Source organism: Pedobacter sp. MR2016-24 (assembly GCF_026239655.1).
GTDB lineage: Bacteria > Bacteroidota > Bacteroidia > Sphingobacteriales > Sphingobacteriaceae > Pedobacter.
Genome location: NZ_JAPIVO010000009.1, coordinates 382,242 through 398,850, shown reverse-complemented (window position 1 = coordinate 398,850; position 16,609 = coordinate 382,242). Strand labels below are relative to the sequence as shown.

Below are 16,609 nucleotides of genomic sequence, written 5' to 3'. Positions count from 1 at the left end.
TAATGTATTCATTTTATATATTGGTTATTAATTTGGTTACAGTTTAATCACGGTCTGTTTACCGCTGTATTTTAAGGTGTGACCAGCTTTCTGCACAAAATTCAGCGCTTTAGCAGATTTCGGCGAGATCACGATGATGCGGATTGTCCTGTCATTCAGCATTCCGGCAAAACTACCTTTTCTATCCCCTATTGTCAGGCTTTTTCCTTGCTCGGAGTAATTAAAGTTGATGGTAGAGAAAGCACCCTTTTCATAGTTGTAGTTGGTACCTTCATCTTCATACAAGGAGAAGCTCGCGTCCTTACCTGTGTATACAAATAAAGTAAGCGGATCAGCTGCTTTTTCCGAAGTATATTGTAATTCTGGTCCTGTAGGCAGGATAGATCCTTCTTTTACATAAACAGGCATCCTTTCATAAGTTGCTTCGGCTTTGATCTCCTGACCACCTTTAAAGTATTTACCAGAATACAGGTCATACCAACCGTGACCAGCAGGCAGATAAACATTTTTGCTCCTGTCTTTATAAGTATAAACCGGGTTGATCAATAATGAAGGGCCAAACATGAATTCATCATTCAGGTTCGATGCTTTCAGATCCTGAGGGAAATCCATCATCAATCCACGCATCATGGTATAATCCTGCTGATAACTGTTACCTGCCAATGAATAGATATAAGGCATCAGACGGTACCTCAGCTTATTATAGTATAACATGCTTTTATAAGCAGGATGAGTTTCAGGAGCGATATTGTAAATCTCTCTGAAAGGATATTGTCCGTGAACCCTGAATAAAGGCACAAAAGCACCGAACTGGTACCAGCGTGTATTTAATTCTCTCCATTCTTCCAGATCAGCTCCTTTTGCCTCTTCATAACGTTTTTCTACAGAAAACCCGCCAATGTCCATGGTCCAGTATGGCATTCCGGATAAAGAGAAGTTGATACCTGCACCGATCTGGTTTTTCATATCATCCCAGCGTGAAGCAATATCGCCACTCCAGGCTGCCGCTGCATAACGTTGTAAACCTGCATAAGCAGATCTGGTCAGGATAAATACCCTGTTATTTGGATTAACCTTACGCTGACCTTCATATACACCCTTCGCATTTTGTAGTGGGAAAGCATTGAAATAAGTGGTAGAGGATCCTTCATAAGTAGGTGTCATTAACTCTTTTCTAACCTCTACAGATTCGTTCGAATGCATGTCAGGCTCTGTAGCATCCATCCACCAGGCATCAATACCTTTACTATATAGTCTTTTGTTCATCAGGTTCCAGAAAGCTGTTCTCGCTTTTGGATTGAAGGCATCATAGAAAGTATTCTGGTAGCCTGTTCCGATCCAGTCACGGCGGCCATCTTCAATATTTCTTTTGTAGAGGAACTTGTTTTTGTCAAAATCATCGTAGATATCAAAGCCTTTATTGAATTTAGGCCATACAGAGATCATCAGATTTACATGCTGATCATGTAATGATTTGATCATTTCTTCCGGTGCTTCGAAACGGGCAGGATCAAACTGCTGACTCCCCCATTCCGGTTGTTTCCAGTAAGACCAGTCCAGCACGATGTTATCCAACGGAATTTTACGGTCTCTGAATTCTTTGACAGTACTTAATATATCTTCTTGTGTTTTATAACGCTCTCTGCTTTGCCAGAAACCCATTGCCCATTTAGGCATCAGTACTGCCTTACCAGTAATCTGACGGTATCCGCTGATTACCTGATCGGCATTATCTCCGTGGATGAAGTAATAGTTTACTGCGGCGCCCGACTCTGAAGTCAGCGCAAAAGTGTTTTCTAAAGCTTCCGGAACAGGAGGAAGACAGGTGAGTCCAAAATAAGATTCACCACCATCCGGCATCCATTCAATTTTTATCCTGGATTTTTTATTCTTTTCTAATTTGAGATCAATGATTGCAGCTCCGGGGTTCCAGGCCTGACGCCAGTAATCTGCTACCAGTTTCCCCTCAAACCACACTTTTACATAACCAGCATATTTTAGTTGTAACTGATACAAACCTCCCTGATCTGCTGCTATTGCACCTTCATAATTTACTACAGCATCCTGCATTTTTATGTTTGCAGGAAATTTATGCTGATCGGTCAGCCAGTTCTGTGAAATTTCTGAGACAGGACGGCTCAATAAAACCTTATCCGGTGCGGTTCTTAAGGAATAGCTTGCTGTCAGCCAACCTTCGTTATCAGTTTTCGAGAATAAACGCATGGCACTCAGCGGTTGGTATTCCCGGATATCACCAGCTTTAGTAATTGAATAATTATCCCATAAGATGCCATAACCTTTGTTAGAAATCAGGAAAGGAACACCTATTTCAGTATTGTATTGACTAAGATCTACCCTGCGGCCTTTATAATTCACCAGTCCCTGCTGATGCTGTCCAAGTCCGTAGTAAGCTTCGTTCTCCTGTGCATCAAAAACCTGAGATACTTTATATGATGATTCGCCATTAAAAACTTTAGGCACCAGCGCAGGTTCTATTGTTTTGCTTTGTGTAAGAATCAGTTTGTTATTCAGGTCGCGATAAGTTACAATACCTGTTTCAACAGAAACTTCTGCTTTTATCGTTTTCGTAGTAATGATAACGGAACCGTTTTCAAATTTAGCCGTATAAGGTATAGCAGTTTTTGAAGGCCATACTGCCATCAGGCTTTTATCAATGGGGAACTCATTTACTGAAATGGCAGTCACATGAATAATCTGATCAGCAATTGGCTGGAGCCTGATTTTTTTGATTCCCGTTAATGAGTTTTTAATCGTGATTTCAGTACCGGAAGCAGTTTTAAGATAACTTTCTTTTTCTTGTCCGTTTACATTCAGGCATAATACCATTACACCTGTAAAGATTACGGAGCAGACCCTAATTTTACGCATAGAAATAAATACAGTTTATATTCAGTTGTTTGAGCTCTAAAAGTATCAGGAATTGTAAAATCTGAGGTCATCCAAATGATAACAAATGGGTATCCAAATGTTAACAAAACTGGCTTAAGTGGAAAATTGAGCGGGAAATATTAACCGATGAATCAGATTTTACCGAAACCAAGTTAAGCTACCCGAACTTAAATATGTGCGATACGCAGCAGCAAACTGCACAGATGTTACTGCCTCAATAAAATTTGTCAGGGAAGCCTGCCGTCAGTCTTCCTTAGCTATGGATGAAGCATAAGCCGAGGGCAGGATATCAAATTCCTGCTTAAAATATTTGCTGAAATGTTTAGGGTTACTAAACCCTACCTGATAGGCGACTTCAGCAATAGTCATCTGGGATTTCAATAACAACTGTTTAGATTTTTGCAGGCGATAGGAACGAATATATTCTATAGGCGATTTGCCTGTCAGGGGTAATATCTTTTTATAAAGCCCTACCCTGCTCATATTCATATCAGCACTTAACTGATCTACTGAATAAGAAGAATCTGATAAATGTTTTTCTATATGCACTGCCAGCTGCCTGATAAATTTATTATCAACCGATTCTACTTCTGTTTCTGAAGGTTTGAAATCTACCTGTTTCTGGTAAGTCTTTTTAGACAATGCCTGCTGTTGCAGGAGATTCCTGATTTTAGACAAAAGGATTTCAAAATTAAATGGTTTGGTCATATAATCACTTGCTCCCGTTTCCAGTCCCGTAAGCTGTTGATCTTCTGTTGTAAGGGCGGTAAGTAAAATCACTGGTATATGCGCTGTACGCTTATCTGACTTCAACTTTTTACACAGGTCAATCCCATTCATTTCGGGCATACTTACGTCACTCACAATCAGGTCGGGGTGTACAGACAAAATCCTCTGCCATCCTTCTTTACCATTCACAGCTTCGGCAATCTGGTAATATTCCTTTAAGTTATCTTTCAGATAAAAGCGGAAATCATCATTGTCTTCCACCAGCATCAAGATCGGTTTTTTACTTTTCAATGCAAAAAGCTGTATTTGTTCCGGCGAAGGTCCACTTACAGGTTCCAGGGGTGAAGTAAGCTGTAAGTGAATCTTTTCCTGAGGTTTTAGCTGAGGGATGCCGGCTTTCTTTCCTGTTTCATCAAATATAAATATTAAAGTGAATTTACTTCCTTCGTCAATTACGCTTTCCACCAGAATAGTACCTCCATGGAGTTTAACAAACTCTTTGGTAATAGACAAACCTATACCACTCCCCTGATTAACCATAGAGTCCGGTATGTCACTTTGGAAGAACCTGTCGAAGATTTTATCCTGTTTTTCTTTATCAATCCCAATTCCGCTATCGCTAACAATCAGTCGCAGTTCTGTCTTTTGCTGTCCCCTGTCGCTTGTCTCGATACTCACCCTCACGCCCCCGTCCTGAGGTGTGAATTTGAAGGCATTAGATAGCAGGTTGAAGAGGATCCTTTCCATCTTGTCATGATCAAAATCGGTGAGGAGGTGCGGCCTGTCAGTATTGAAGGTAAAATTGATATTTTTTCGTTCTGCCACATCAGTAAAGGAAAGTGATAACTCCTGAATAAATAAAATCAGATCGCCGGTCCTTGGATGCAGTTTTAACTCATGAACCTCCATCCGCCTGAAATCGAGCAGCTGATTCACCAGATTTAACAACCTTCTTCCATTACGCTGAATCATTTGCAACTGCTGTTTCTCTGAATCACGCGCCTGTCTGATCAGTTTTTCCAGGGGTGTAATGATTAAAGACAAGGGAGTCCTGAATTCATGGCTAACATTCGTCAGGAATTTAATCTTCAGCAGATCCAGGTCATGAATGCGTTTTGCCTGCAGACGTTCCTGTTCCAGCAGGAACTCTTTTCTGATGCGCTGGATACCTCTGTGTCTGATAAAGAGCAGGGTTGCACCTATTGCTATGATATATAACAAATAAGCGAAATAAGTTCTCCAGAATGGTGGCAAAATGGTGATATGAAGGCTCTTCTCATTTTTCACCCAATTTCCTGATGCGTCCGTTGAGACAACTTTAAAAACATAGTCTCCCGGATCGATGTTCGTGTAAACTGCCCTTCTCGTTCCGCCTTGAAGCTCCTGCCATTTGCTGTCAAACCCTTCCAGTTTATACCTGTATTTAATTTTTTGAGGATTAAAAAAATTGAGTGCTGCAAATTCCAGCGTAAAACCATTTTGATTGTATTTCAGTTCCAGTTCATCTGTAAAAGAAATTGATTTCTTCAGCAGTAAACGACCATCCACCTGCTCGCCTATACCTACACTTCTGTTGTTGATCTGCAAATCGGACAGTACGATTTCGGGTTTACTATTATCGTTCCTGATATACTGTGGCTGGAACAAATTGAAGCCGTTGGCCCCTCCGAAAAGCATCTCGCCCCTGCTGGTTTTAAAGCCAGCATTTGCATTGAAGGCCACTCCCTGTAAACCGTCATGATCATCATATTTTCTGAAAGAATAGTTAAAATCACTACTGCCGGACTTTTCCGGGATGATATTATACAAGCCATTGGAAGTACTGACCCACAGATTTCTCTGATTATCCTCTACTACTTTTAATGTCGCTTTCTCCGTGAGTCCGTCTCTGGCATCAAAGTTCCGGAATTGATTACGTGCGGGATCTAAACGGCTTAAGCCATCCCTTGTCGCAATCCATATAAAACCATAGCTGTCCTCCATAATGTCATATACAACATTATTAACCAATGAATTAGTCTTTCCTGCTACATAGCCATAGTGTACAAAGCGCCCATCTGTTTTCAATTTATCGACACCATCAGAGGTACCAATCCATATATTTCCTGCCTCATCCTCAGTAATGCAGGAAACGAAATTGGAGCGGATACTATTTTTTTCACCCGCCTTATAGTGTTTAAAAATTCCTGTTTTGCGGTCCAGCTGATCCAATCCACCACTCAGTGTGGCGATCCAAAGATTGCCTTTCCGGTCTTCTTTTACATCCCAAACACGGTCATCACTCAAACTAGATGGATCTTTGCTGTTATGCCTGTAATGCCTGAAGTTGTTTCCGTCATAACTGTCCAGTCCCCCGAAATACGTACCTATCCAAAGCACCTTATTCCGGTCAATATAGAGGCTGACAATAATATCATTACTCAGGCTATTGCTGTTTGCAGGCTGATGCATGTATCGTATGAACTGCCCCGTTTTCCGGTTAAAATAAAACAGTCCGCCCCCATTGGTACCTATCCATAAATTACCCGAACTGTCTTCTGCAAAACGGTTTATATCTTCATAGGAGAGTCCGTTGGCAAGTCTCGACTGATGCCGGTAGAGGGGGAATTTAAGAATCTTTTCATGGTAAAAACTTACCCCTTTCTTAAACGTTCCTACCCAGATAATACCCGAGGCATCTTTATAAAGGCTAATCACACTATTATGTCCTATACTTTTCAGGTCATCCTCTTTATTCACCAGATACCTCAAACTAAAATCTTTTTTATTCAGGAGATTAATCCCTCCATGATCGGTCGCTATCCAGATCTGCCCTTTGTCATCCTCCACGATACCATTGATCAGATTGCTATTTAATCCATCCTTGCCTTTATCAATAAATCTGGTGTTGCCCGTAGCCGGAGCATAATAATCAATGCCATGCTGGGCGCTCATTGCATAAATCCATAAGTCGCCCGCCCTGTCTGCAAAAAGCCTCAGATCCTGGTCAGTTAAAGGTTTTTTCAGCTGAAAATTAAGTATTCTGCGTTTAACCTTACCTGTAGTAGTTTCAAGCAGTTCTATTGCCTTATCGGTGTGGATTACCCAGATATTTCCATTTACATCCTGCTGAAACGAAGAAACCGGTGCCGCAGCTAATCCATCTGGGACATTTGCACCACATTTCAGGTGGAGTGTAGCCGATTTTGCCGTGTTATATTTGAATATACCCTGATCAAGCGCATTGAGCCAAAAATTACCCTGTTTATCAATTATGGTACCCTTAATTGTCCCGGCGTTTATCTTGAGTGTACGTAAATACCCTTTGATGTCTCTTTCAAAAGTTTCACTATCAGGATTGTAAATATTCGGTCCTCCCCTGGTTTCTATGTAAAGTCTGTGATCAGGCAGTTCGAAGATACCCGTAATAAAATCATCAATCACTGATGTCGTATCTCTCGGGTTATGTTTGAAAACTTTAAATTGATAACCATCATACCGGTTTAACCCGGCGAGTGTACCAAACCAGATAAATCCTTTGGTGTCCTTAAGTATCGTATTTACCTGATTATGAGAAAGGCCATCTGAAACGTCAATCTTAGAAAATCTTACCTGTTCCTGCTGCGCAAAAGTCAGGTTTGAAATGAAAACAGTTAAGAGTAAAAAGATGATTTTTCGGTGCAGCATCAAGGATTATATTGGCCGTCTAAATTACATTTTTTTTGTTAGAATTAATGGTCAATCTCACCTGAAACCATCACTAAAATGTTTAATTTTGGCACTCCTATTATTTTAATAATATATCTGTCAAATGGTTAATCTGGAGTGGTACAGAACATTTAAAGCGATTTACAAAAGTGGCACCCTTACTGGCGCTGCGGAATCTCTGTTTATCTCACAGCCAGGCGTAAGTCTGCATTTGAGTTCCCTGGAAAGTTATATCGGCTATAAATTATTTGACCGTACCGGTAGAAAGATGGTGCCTACAGAAAAAGGAAAGGTATTTTATAATTTCATCACTGAGGCCCTCTCTAAATTAGAGGATGCGGAGAAAAACTTCCAGAGAAGTAATGAAAAAAATACGCCGACAATCAGTGTAGGTATGTGTTTTGAAACCTTTCAGATTACGCTCGAACCTTATGTCTCTACGCTCCCATTTAACCTGATCATACAATTTGGTGAATACCCCGAAATGCTGGATAACCTGGAAAAAGGTATTCTGGATCTGATCATCACCCCGCAAACCGGCACTACGACTAACATCGAACATGAAGCATTTTCATCTGAGCGAATCGTATTACTTGGTGGAATGGACGTGGACAGCGAAGAATTTAACGCATTAGCTGGTGAGGGAGATATGAATGCTGTACTGGAATGGTTTAAAAAATATAAATGGTATGGTACTACAGGAGATATGGAACATTTGCGCAGATTCTGGCAGCTCAATTTCAATAAATACCCCGATTTCAGGCCGAATTATATTGTTCCCAACCTGAATTCCATTGTCCGTTGCCTGAGCGGCGGAACCGGCCTGGCGGTAATCCCGAACCATTTGGGTAAAAAAGAAATTGAAAGTGAGCAGGTAAAAGTGATATGGGAGGGAAATACCATACTCGAAAACATACTTTATTTTGCGACCAGAAAGAAAACATTGTATGAAGACGAGATCCGGTCAATAAAAGACCTGATCAGAAAAGTAATGTAGTCTTTACAGCAGCATCTATTATATTTATGATAGTTAGATATGATTTATGCTATTTTAACCATCCGTTGATTGAACTTACTTTTGTCATGTAAATCATAAAAGAAAGACAACAATCAAAATGACAAAGATATTTGTAATAAACGGCGGACAAAAATTCGGTCACTCAGGTGGTCGCTTTAACGAAACAATAACCGATGTTACGGTAGATTATTTCACCAATCATCCGGATTTTGAAGTGCGTATGAGCAATGTAAATGATGATTACGACGCTCAGCAGGAAGTAGAGAACTATGTCTGGGCAGATGTGGTCATTTACCATACCCCTATCTGGTGGTTTCAGCTGCCACATGGCTTTAAAAAATATATAGACGTGGTATTTACGCAGGGACATGCCAACGGAATCTACCATAGCGATGGACGACGCTCAGCCAATCCCACCCGTAATTATGGTACAGGCGGAATGTTGAATGGCAGAAAATATATGCTTACAACTTCCTGGAATGCACCAGAGGAAGCATTTACCATACCAGAAGAATTTTTCATGGGAAAATCTGTCGATGAAGGCCCTTTATTCGGATTTCACCGCATGAATGCTTTTACAGGGATGCTTCCACTGGAAAGTATGCACTTTCACGATATTGAAAAAAACGCCGATGTGGAAAGAGATATGAGAGAATACCGGGCGCACCTGACTAAAACATTTATTACTGAGCCTGCTAAGGTTTAACATTTCCGGAGGGGAATGGTAAAATAGAAAGCACTTCCTTCCCCTTCTTTACTTTCTACCCAGATTTTGCCCTGGTGTTTTTCTACGAAGTCCCTGCAAAGGTCCAGCCCCAAACCAGTTCCTTTTTCTCCCGCAGTTCCATAAGTCGTGTGGCTAAAGCCCTTGTCAAAAAGTTGCCTGGCAATTTCCGGAGAGATTCCGCTTCCTGTGTCGATCACAGCAAAATTTACCGTATTTATCTCAAGGGTCGCAGACAAGGTAATGGTACCACCGGCATTTGTGAATTTGATAGCATTAGAGATCAGGTTTCTCAAAATTGTATCCAGCATATCCTTATCGGCTGTTAAGTGGATATCATTACTTGCAGACACATATAACTGAATTCCTTTTGTCTCAGCAGAAGGACCTGCTCTTTTGATTCCCTGTTCGAGCAGTACTTTAAGGTCCTGAATATAGACCGGATTAAAACTAATAGAATTAAACTGACTTTTTGCCCAGTTCAGCAAATCCTCCAGCAATTCATGCGCACTACCCAGGCCGGCATGCATTTTATGTACATACTCTACCAGTTCTTCTTTAGTCGTGTCGAAGCTATCCATCAAAGCCAGTTCAGATAACTTAAGTGCGTTGGCAATAGGGTTTTTCAGATCGTGGCCTATAACGGATAGTAATTTTTCTTTATGTGTATTGAGCGCCTTTAATTCTTTGTTCAGCGTTTTCAGCTCATTTTCCTGTAACTTCCTTAAAGTAATGTCTCTGATACTTCCTTCAGTACCCGTAATCAGGCCGTCTTCAACCAACAGCCTCGCATTTACCGATGCATAGAGTAACTCATTGCTATTCGTCTTCAGTTTCACCTCAAAATCAATTACCGTATGATCATTTTGCAGTGCATTCATAATTTTATGATGATCTTCTTCATAAAAATAAAAATCATTCACGGAGTTGCCTATCACATTTTTCCGCTTAAAGTTATAGTACTTTTCAATAGAAGGGCTGATTTCAGTGACGATTCCATTCTGATCAGTGCTGTAATAGATATCCTGAATATTTTCAAATATCTTTCTATACTTCTCTTCGCTTACCGCCAATGCACGTTCCGTTTCTTTAATATTGGTGATGTCCTGAATCTGCGAGATACAATGCAGTGGATTATTCTTTACATCCCTTAACATAGACACCCCCATCAGCACCCACACCACATGCCCATTTTTATGAATATATCTTTTTTCCTGCTGATAGTTATCACTTATCCCTTCAATCAGATCATTCAGTATTTGCTGGTTACGTGCTACATCGTCCGGATGTGTCAGGTCCTGAAAACGGCTGTTCACTAGTTCTTCCTCGCTATAGCCAAGCATATTGCACAGTCCTTTATTTACCCTCATCCATTTCCCGTCGAGATCAAACAGCGCTACGCCGATTGCAGAATGTTCAAATGCCTCCCTGAATTGCGCTTCGCTCAACCTCATCTTTTCTTCTGCAGCTTTTCGTTCAGAAATATCTATAATCACCAGGCTATTCAGCTCCTGACCATCGCTGTCCGTAAATTTAGCGGCAGATAGCTCACAGGGGAAATGTGTTCCATCTTTTCTCTTCGCCACCATTTCTGCACTGGCTTTTCCTTCTTTTTCCCTTTGCATCAGAAAGTCCGGCAGGTTTGGATGGCTGCAGTCCAGTACCTTACAACGATCCAGTTTCCTGAATTCTTCGATTGTGTAACCAAACATATCCAATGCAGCCTGATTGGCTTGTAAAACGCATTTCCCGGGAATAGTGAGCAATACCCCGTAAAGCGAATTCTCTACGATAGAGCGGTACTTGATCTCACTATTCAGCAGTTTTATGCCTTGTTTTTTTTCTTCTTCAATATCCTGGAAAGTTCCATAAAGCCTGATACACTTGCCCGCATGAAATTCTGCTCTTCCACTTGCTTTCACCCATAATGGCTTACCATCAGCAGTCAACAGCTGCAATTCTAAATCATAAGGTGTTCCATATAGTTCCGCTTCTTTAAAATGCTGACGTATTTTCTCCCTTGAGGCACCTTCTCTGAAAAAATTAATCGCTGAAGATACATCCGGTTCAAAATCTTCAGCAACACCATGAATTTGTTTGGTTACGGAAGACCAGTATAATTTTGCCTGAACCAGATCCATTTCCCAAATGCCCAGCCGGGCCATTTCATTTGCCCTTTCATAAAGGTCCAATAATTTTTCAGGGCTTATTGTTGCTGAATTCATGAGCGAATTATTGAAAATAACGAATTTATTTTAGCTATTATAGGAATGTTTTTTGACTATTTACCAAAATACATTACAAAAATTGAGACCGGAATTAAGCATTTTCCCAGCTAAAACCATTTGATAGCAAGCAGAGTAGGTGCAGGTAATATACTCATTTTAGATGAATACTGTTTTTTGTTATTAAATTTCATGATTACCTTTACCACATGAGTTACAAGGTAATCAAATTTGAAGTTGACTATAAAAAAGAAACGTTGCCCGTATCTGTTCATGTAGTCACCGAGGGTACGGACACCAGTCACATTGTGTCTCTGGAGGATCATGAGAATTTCGAAATTAAATCCGGTGAGAGCGGGAACTGGAACGCAGATGATAAGGCGGAAATTAATCAGGACCTGCTGATACTGATTACAGATCAATATAAGCGTATGCAACCTTAATGATTATTGCATAACTTTGCAGGACTAAGAAACAACATGGCAGTATTACACAGAAAAGAAGAAAAAATTGAAGCGGTATTGAACAAGCTTCCAAAAGAATATACGGATAAAGAGTTTGTAGATACTTTTATCCAGCTGTATTCAAAAGACTGGGGAAAGATCAAAGCAAATTATATCAAACAATCACAAGATAAAGAAGAAGGAACAGTCATTAAAATGCCTAAACCTGAGTTGTATTTAAAAAATGTGCTGACGGTTTACCTGGATAATCTAAAAAAAGAAGATTAAATTGAACAGCTACACAATAATTAATTTGATTTGACGTCTATATACCTGAGAGCGTTAATTTAGATAACGGGGAACAATCGAAAGGTTGCTCCCCGTTTCTTTTTAGTCGACATCCATAAATTCCCAGGCACTTTTATAAGCCCCTATCTTTTCCGCATAGCTTACAAAATCCGCGTAGAAAGATAATCTTGATAAAGTGGCACTATCACCAATAATAACCAGTTTTTTTCTTGCCCTGGTCATGGCCACGTTCATCCTCCTGATATCAGACAGAAAACCGATTATCCCTTCAGCATTACTTCTGGTCATACTGATATAAACGATATCACGTTCCTGGCCCTGGAAACTATCTATTGTATTTACAGCGATTTTGTTTCCATATACCTGCAGGGCAGGAGCATTGAGCAGCAAATCTTTCAAAACCAGGATCTGTTGCAGATAGGGAGAAATAATGGCTATAGTTGGAAAGTCCTCCGGCCTGTGTTCCTGATCCAGTATGGTAACCAGTTGTGTAAGGTGTTTCAATAAAAGGGCCGCCTCTTCAGGATTTGTAGTACTTGTACCTTCAGATTTCTCCTCAAAGCTGCAACCTGAGGTATCTATAAATTCAACAGGCAGGTCGCCATTAAACAGCACATGTTTGGCTACCATGCTATTTGCTTTTAATTTATTCTCATAAAACACCTGCGATGAATACTGCATAATCTTTTCATTCATCCGGTATTGTTCTTCCAGTAATGTAACCGCCTCCGGATATAAGGCCACACATTTCTCCAGCAATGTGGTACTTAATCCTTTTCTTGCTGCTTCAGATGATTTAATGGTGGGCGATAACTGGCAGTGATCACCTGCAAAAATAACCTTATCCGCCTTCATTAAGGGTATCCAGCATGCAGGTTCCAGTGCCTGTCCTGCCTCATCAATCACTACCGTCTTAAATTTACGGCTACGGATGGTATAGTGATTTGCGCCGACTAAGGTGGCAGCAATTACCTGCGCCTTTCCCATCAGGTCGTCAATTACATATTGCTCGATATCTCCTACTTCTTTACTGATCTTTTTTGCTTCATTAAAAAGAGCTTTGCGCTGTTCCTGCTCTGCCCTGCCAAAGTTGCGTTTGTATTTATGCGCCATATGCTTAAATTCATTCGCTTGTTTCTTCAGTGCTTTGACCTGTTTCATGCTGCTGTGCTCTGCCATTTTATGATCAAGCGTGAGCGACGCCAGCTGATTGGAAACCCTTGCCGGATTTCCTACCCGGATCACATTTAGTCCTTCTCCTGCAAGCTTACTACTGAGCAGGTCAACTGCCGTATTGCTCGGCGCTACGACCAATATCTGCTGATGATCCTGTTTGATCAGTGCTTTGATGGCCTGGACCAGCGTGGTGGTTTTTCCTGTTCCCGGGGGACCATGAACGATAGCGAGTTCATTTGCGCTTAGAATCTGGTGTACCGCCGCTTGCTGAACTGTATTTAAACCGGGAACAGCATATATAAAAGGCTGTGTATTAAAACCTGGTGAAACTTTACCAGTCAGGATCTGCTGCAACCTGCTTTCTTCAGGGCCATCTGCAAGATTATCAGCCACTTTAAGCGCATTTTGCATTTCATCATAACTGTTATTATCGAACAAAAGATCCAAACCCAATTTGCCATCTGACGCCCAATCCGGCAGTTCATCGGTACGCAACGTTATTTTAAGCCGGTTACCGCCAATGTAGCCAATAACACCTTCCAGCCTGTCTATTTTGGGATCATGATTGGAAAATAAAACTACAGATGAGCCAAAACGGAACTGATGAGATAATTCCTGATGTGTAGTCCGCTCTAATTCGACCGTAAGATAATCTCCCCTGCTCATTTCTGAGCCCCTGATAGCGATTGGATACCAGCTTAATCCATTAGCCCTGCGGTCTGAAACAGAAGATGATTCCGTTAGTCTGAGGTAAGATTTAAGATCTTCTTCACGCTCGGTCTTTAATAAACCGAGCAGGTTTTTAAAATAGTCCATTTTCACAAAGATAAAAAAAATGCCATCCTGAAGGGACGGCATTTGTATATAGCGGATAAAACCGGTAATTAAATCAGATCATTTACAATTAAATAATCCCTTGCCTCTTCGAAGTTCAGGAATATCTGATCAGCCGCAGCTAATTTTTCATGGTCATCTACATTTCCCTGGATCACAAAACAAGTAAGCCCCGCAGCTTTAGCGGCTTTTAATCCGTTCAGTGTATCTTCAAAGACCAGGCATTCTTCCTGCGCAAAACCAAGCTTTTCAACCGCGAGAAGATAAGATTCCGGATCAGGTTTACTGTTTTTCACATCACTCCTCGTAATGAGTAGTTTAAAGAATTTACCCAACCCATTCTTCTGGAACATCTCATCAACATCCGGGCGTTTACTTGCAGTGACCAGCGCCATTGGAATTCCTTTACTGAAAAAATAGTCCATGCTCTCCTGTACAAATGGCATCAGGTTAATTTCGCTGGTTTTTAAACGCTCTACGGTTAACCATTCCTTACGGGCAATTAAATCTTCCAGGGAAGTATCGATTACATATAATTCTTTTAATCTGCTTGCATTTCCAGGCAATGGAATGCCTGCATAGTTTTTTAAAAAATCATGATAATCTAATTGAACATCAGATTCTGCAAGTAATTCATTCCAGGTATTGAAATGAAAATGTTCAGAATCAACCAAAGTACCGTCAAGATCAAATAAAAGTGCCTTAAATTTTGTCATAGGGCAAATTAAAACAATTTATCTGTTTAAACAACCCATTACTGACCCACAACCCGGTAAGTGATACTTTTACCGTCAACCACTTCCTCATAATAAATATCATCTGGTGATACGTAGTATTTTTCGCCTTTAAGAAATACTTCGCGACTTCCTTCAGGCAGTTCGTTTACGATCTCTCCTGCCTGAGGTGCCGTATCAGCGTTACCGTCGGTGTTTAAAACACCATCTTTACCAGCTACAATATAAACTGTTTTACCATCGGCATTTTGTGATACACTATAATAAACCCCTTTGTATTCGTAATAAGTTTCGCCATTGATCACTACTTCATTTGCTTCTTTAGGCAAATCAGGTACTTCTGCACCTACTGGCGGGACAACTACTTTGTATTCATTATCATATTGCCTGTAAAACAAACCACCGGAATAATAAAACTGATCAGCACCATAATAAAAAGGGTAGTAGCCAAAAGGCAGTATGCTTAAGCTAAATCCAAGATAAGGTCTGTAATAATTGCGATAACCGTAACCATAATATGGCCTGCGATAGCCGAATCCGGCACCTGCACGATATCCCGGCCGTCCATATCCGCGGCGACCGTAAGATCTTCCAAATCCTGATCTCATTATATTTCCGCGTCCAAAAGATCCTCTTCCAATGTTTCCTCTACCTATAGCTCCTCTCCCAACACTTCCTGCCCCAATCGTACCCCGTCCGAAAGAAGATCGCCCCGAACCAAAATTCTGACTTCTGATGGCAGCAGATCTGTTGCCCCCACCAAAACTTCCGCCCCCTCTGCTCATGCTACCTCTGCTTGCGCTCCCACGACCAGCGCTGCTTCCACCGCCTCTTCCCCCTCTTTGTGCAAATACACTCTGTGCAGTTAATCCGCTAACAATCAATATAGCTGTTGCGATAATTAACGATTTATAATTTGAAGCTTTCATAATTAAATAAAATCAATTTGGATGTAAGACTCCACAACAGCTAAAAAGATTATCCCTAATGATTCATTTAATGACAAGCTGACATAATAATGATAAATCACCCTTTCAGGTCATCACATTGATCTTTCATACGAAATGTGCCCGTAACACCAGTATCGCATATCTGATTTTTGATTTAACTGAGCCCAAAGGGATCTGCAGTCTGTCAGATACCTCTAATTGCGTATAACCCTGAAAGTAGACGAGGTCAAGTATCTGCTTTTGCGCCTGGGGCAACACATTGATCAATTCTTTAATACCGATAGTATCTGTATTATAAGAAACATAGTTCCTCTTGTCTACATTCGGTGAAGCGACATCAATATCCGTAGTCTTTAATATTTTTGCACAGGCCTGTCCCCGCAGGTAGTCAATAGCCGTATTCCTTGCTATCCTTGCCATCCAGGTGAAAAGCCGGCCTTTTTCAGGATCATATTTATCAATTGATTTCCAAATTTTTACAAATGTTTCCTGCAATACATCCTCTGCAAGATCATCATATTTGATAAACTTTAAAATTATACCTAATAATGGTCCTGCATACATTTGATACAACTTATACAATGATAAATTATCTCCCTTCTTCAATTGCGTTAACAATTCGTCATCAGGGATCTCAGGTAGTAAACTGCCTCTGCATTCTAAATGTAAAGCAGGAAATTCGGAAAGCACAATTTCCATAATTAAAGTATTAATTAAATAGACAGAAGCAAAAGTATAATAGAATTATACATTTCAGGCATCAAAGTGCCATTCATTCCGTTCATTTTAACTGCTAGAGTTGCACAAAATTTCCCGATGCCTGAATAGGCATATCACCAGCTTTTCATCGATAATTATTTGATAATATGG

11 protein-coding genes are annotated in these 16,609 nt (G+C 40.6%); 4 read left to right on the top strand and 7 right to left on the bottom strand.

Features of this window, described 5'->3' with window-relative positions:
- Nucleotides 1-36 precede the first annotated feature (36 nt).
- Entirely contained in the window at nt 37-2,889 is a 2,853-nt protein-coding gene (locus OQX62_RS24410; RefSeq protein ID WP_265834289.1) for a TIM-barrel domain-containing protein, read from the bottom strand.
- 264 nt (nt 2,890-3,153) lie between these two features.
- On the bottom strand, nt 3,154-7,305 hold the full coding sequence (locus OQX62_RS24405; RefSeq protein ID WP_265834288.1) for a hybrid sensor histidine kinase/response regulator transcription factor: 4,152 nt from the start codon (nt 7,303-7,305) through the stop codon (nt 3,154-3,156).
- A 124-nt stretch (nt 7,306-7,429) separates the two neighbouring features.
- Between OQX62_RS24405 and OQX62_RS24400 the strand changes: the two genes are divergently transcribed.
- Both OQX62_RS24400 and OQX62_RS24395 read left to right on the top strand, forming a co-directional pair.
- A complete protein-coding gene (locus OQX62_RS24400; protein ID WP_265834287.1) occupies nt 7,430-8,323 on the top strand; it encodes a LysR family transcriptional regulator in 894 nt (297 codons plus the stop codon).
- Between the two features lie 118 nt (nt 8,324-8,441).
- Nucleotides 8,442-9,050: an NAD(P)H-dependent oxidoreductase gene (locus tag OQX62_RS24395; RefSeq protein ID WP_265834286.1), complete on the top strand. Its 609-nt coding sequence runs from the start codon at nt 8,442-8,444 to the stop codon at nt 9,048-9,050.
- On the opposite strand, the gene OQX62_RS24390 is transcribed toward OQX62_RS24395, so the two are convergent.
- A complete protein-coding gene (locus OQX62_RS24390; RefSeq protein WP_265834285.1) occupies nt 9,047-11,293 on the bottom strand; it encodes a PAS domain S-box protein in 2,247 nt (748 codons plus the stop codon). The two genes, OQX62_RS24395 and OQX62_RS24390, sit on opposite strands and share 4 nt — an antisense overlap.
- 209 nt (nt 11,294-11,502) lie before the next feature.
- Here OQX62_RS24390 and OQX62_RS24385 point away from each other — a divergent pair, with 209 nt between their 5' ends.
- Both OQX62_RS24385 and OQX62_RS24380 read left to right on the top strand, forming a co-directional pair.
- Entirely contained in the window at nt 11,503-11,736 is a 234-nt protein-coding gene (locus OQX62_RS24385; RefSeq protein ID WP_265834284.1) for a hypothetical protein, read from the top strand.
- A 36-nt stretch (nt 11,737-11,772) separates the two neighbouring features.
- Nucleotides 11,773-12,024 (top strand): hypothetical protein, encoded by a 252-nt coding sequence (locus OQX62_RS24380; protein WP_265834283.1) that lies wholly within the window; start codon nt 11,773-11,775, stop codon nt 12,022-12,024.
- Between the two features lie 102 nt (nt 12,025-12,126).
- Here the strand turns inward: OQX62_RS24380 and OQX62_RS24375 are convergent, their stop codons facing one another.
- From OQX62_RS24375 to OQX62_RS24360, 4 genes are all read right to left on the bottom strand, one after another.
- Entirely contained in the window at nt 12,127-14,037 is a 1,911-nt protein-coding gene (locus OQX62_RS24375; protein ID WP_265834282.1) for an AAA domain-containing protein, read from the bottom strand.
- Between the two features lie 68 nt (nt 14,038-14,105).
- Entirely contained in the window at nt 14,106-14,771 is a 666-nt protein-coding gene (locus OQX62_RS24370) for an HAD family hydrolase (RefSeq protein ID WP_265834281.1), read from the bottom strand.
- A 38-nt stretch (nt 14,772-14,809) separates the two neighbouring features.
- On the bottom strand, nt 14,810-15,718 hold the full coding sequence (locus tag OQX62_RS25075) for a DUF6515 family protein (RefSeq protein WP_322973805.1): 909 nt from the start codon (nt 15,716-15,718) through the stop codon (nt 14,810-14,812).
- A 126-nt stretch (nt 15,719-15,844) separates the two neighbouring features.
- Nucleotides 15,845-16,438, bottom strand: a complete 594-nt coding sequence (locus OQX62_RS24360) for an RNA polymerase sigma factor (protein WP_265834280.1) — start codon at nt 16,436-16,438, stop codon at nt 15,845-15,847.
- Between the last annotated feature and the right edge of the window lie 171 nt (nt 16,439-16,609).

Coding starts and splice junctions, on each gene's coding strand:
- OQX62_RS24410 (WP_265834289.1), bottom strand. CDS start 2,889: ATGCGTAAAATTAGGGTCTGCTCCGTAATCTTTACAGGTGTAATGGTA.
- OQX62_RS24405 (WP_265834288.1), bottom strand. CDS start 7,305: ATGCTGCACCGAAAAATCATCTTTTTACTCTTAACTGTTTTCATTTCA.
- OQX62_RS24400 (WP_265834287.1), top strand. CDS start 7,430: ATGGTTAATCTGGAGTGGTACAGAACATTTAAAGCGATTTACAAAAGT.
- OQX62_RS24395 (WP_265834286.1), top strand. CDS start 8,442: ATGACAAAGATATTTGTAATAAACGGCGGACAAAAATTCGGTCACTCA.
- OQX62_RS24390 (WP_265834285.1), bottom strand. CDS start 11,293: ATGAATTCAGCAACAATAAGCCCTGAAAAATTATTGGACCTTTATGAA.
- OQX62_RS24385 (WP_265834284.1), top strand. CDS start 11,503: ATGAGTTACAAGGTAATCAAATTTGAAGTTGACTATAAAAAAGAAACG.
- OQX62_RS24380 (WP_265834283.1), top strand. CDS start 11,773: ATGGCAGTATTACACAGAAAAGAAGAAAAAATTGAAGCGGTATTGAAC.
- OQX62_RS24375 (WP_265834282.1), bottom strand. CDS start 14,037: ATGGACTATTTTAAAAACCTGCTCGGTTTATTAAAGACCGAGCGTGAA.
- OQX62_RS24370 (WP_265834281.1), bottom strand. CDS start 14,771: ATGACAAAATTTAAGGCACTTTTATTTGATCTTGACGGTACTTTGGTT.
- OQX62_RS25075 (WP_322973805.1), bottom strand. CDS start 15,718: ATGAAAGCTTCAAATTATAAATCGTTAATTATCGCAACAGCTATATTG.
- OQX62_RS24360 (WP_265834280.1), bottom strand. CDS start 16,438: ATGGAAATTGTGCTTTCCGAATTTCCTGCTTTACATTTAGAATGCAGA.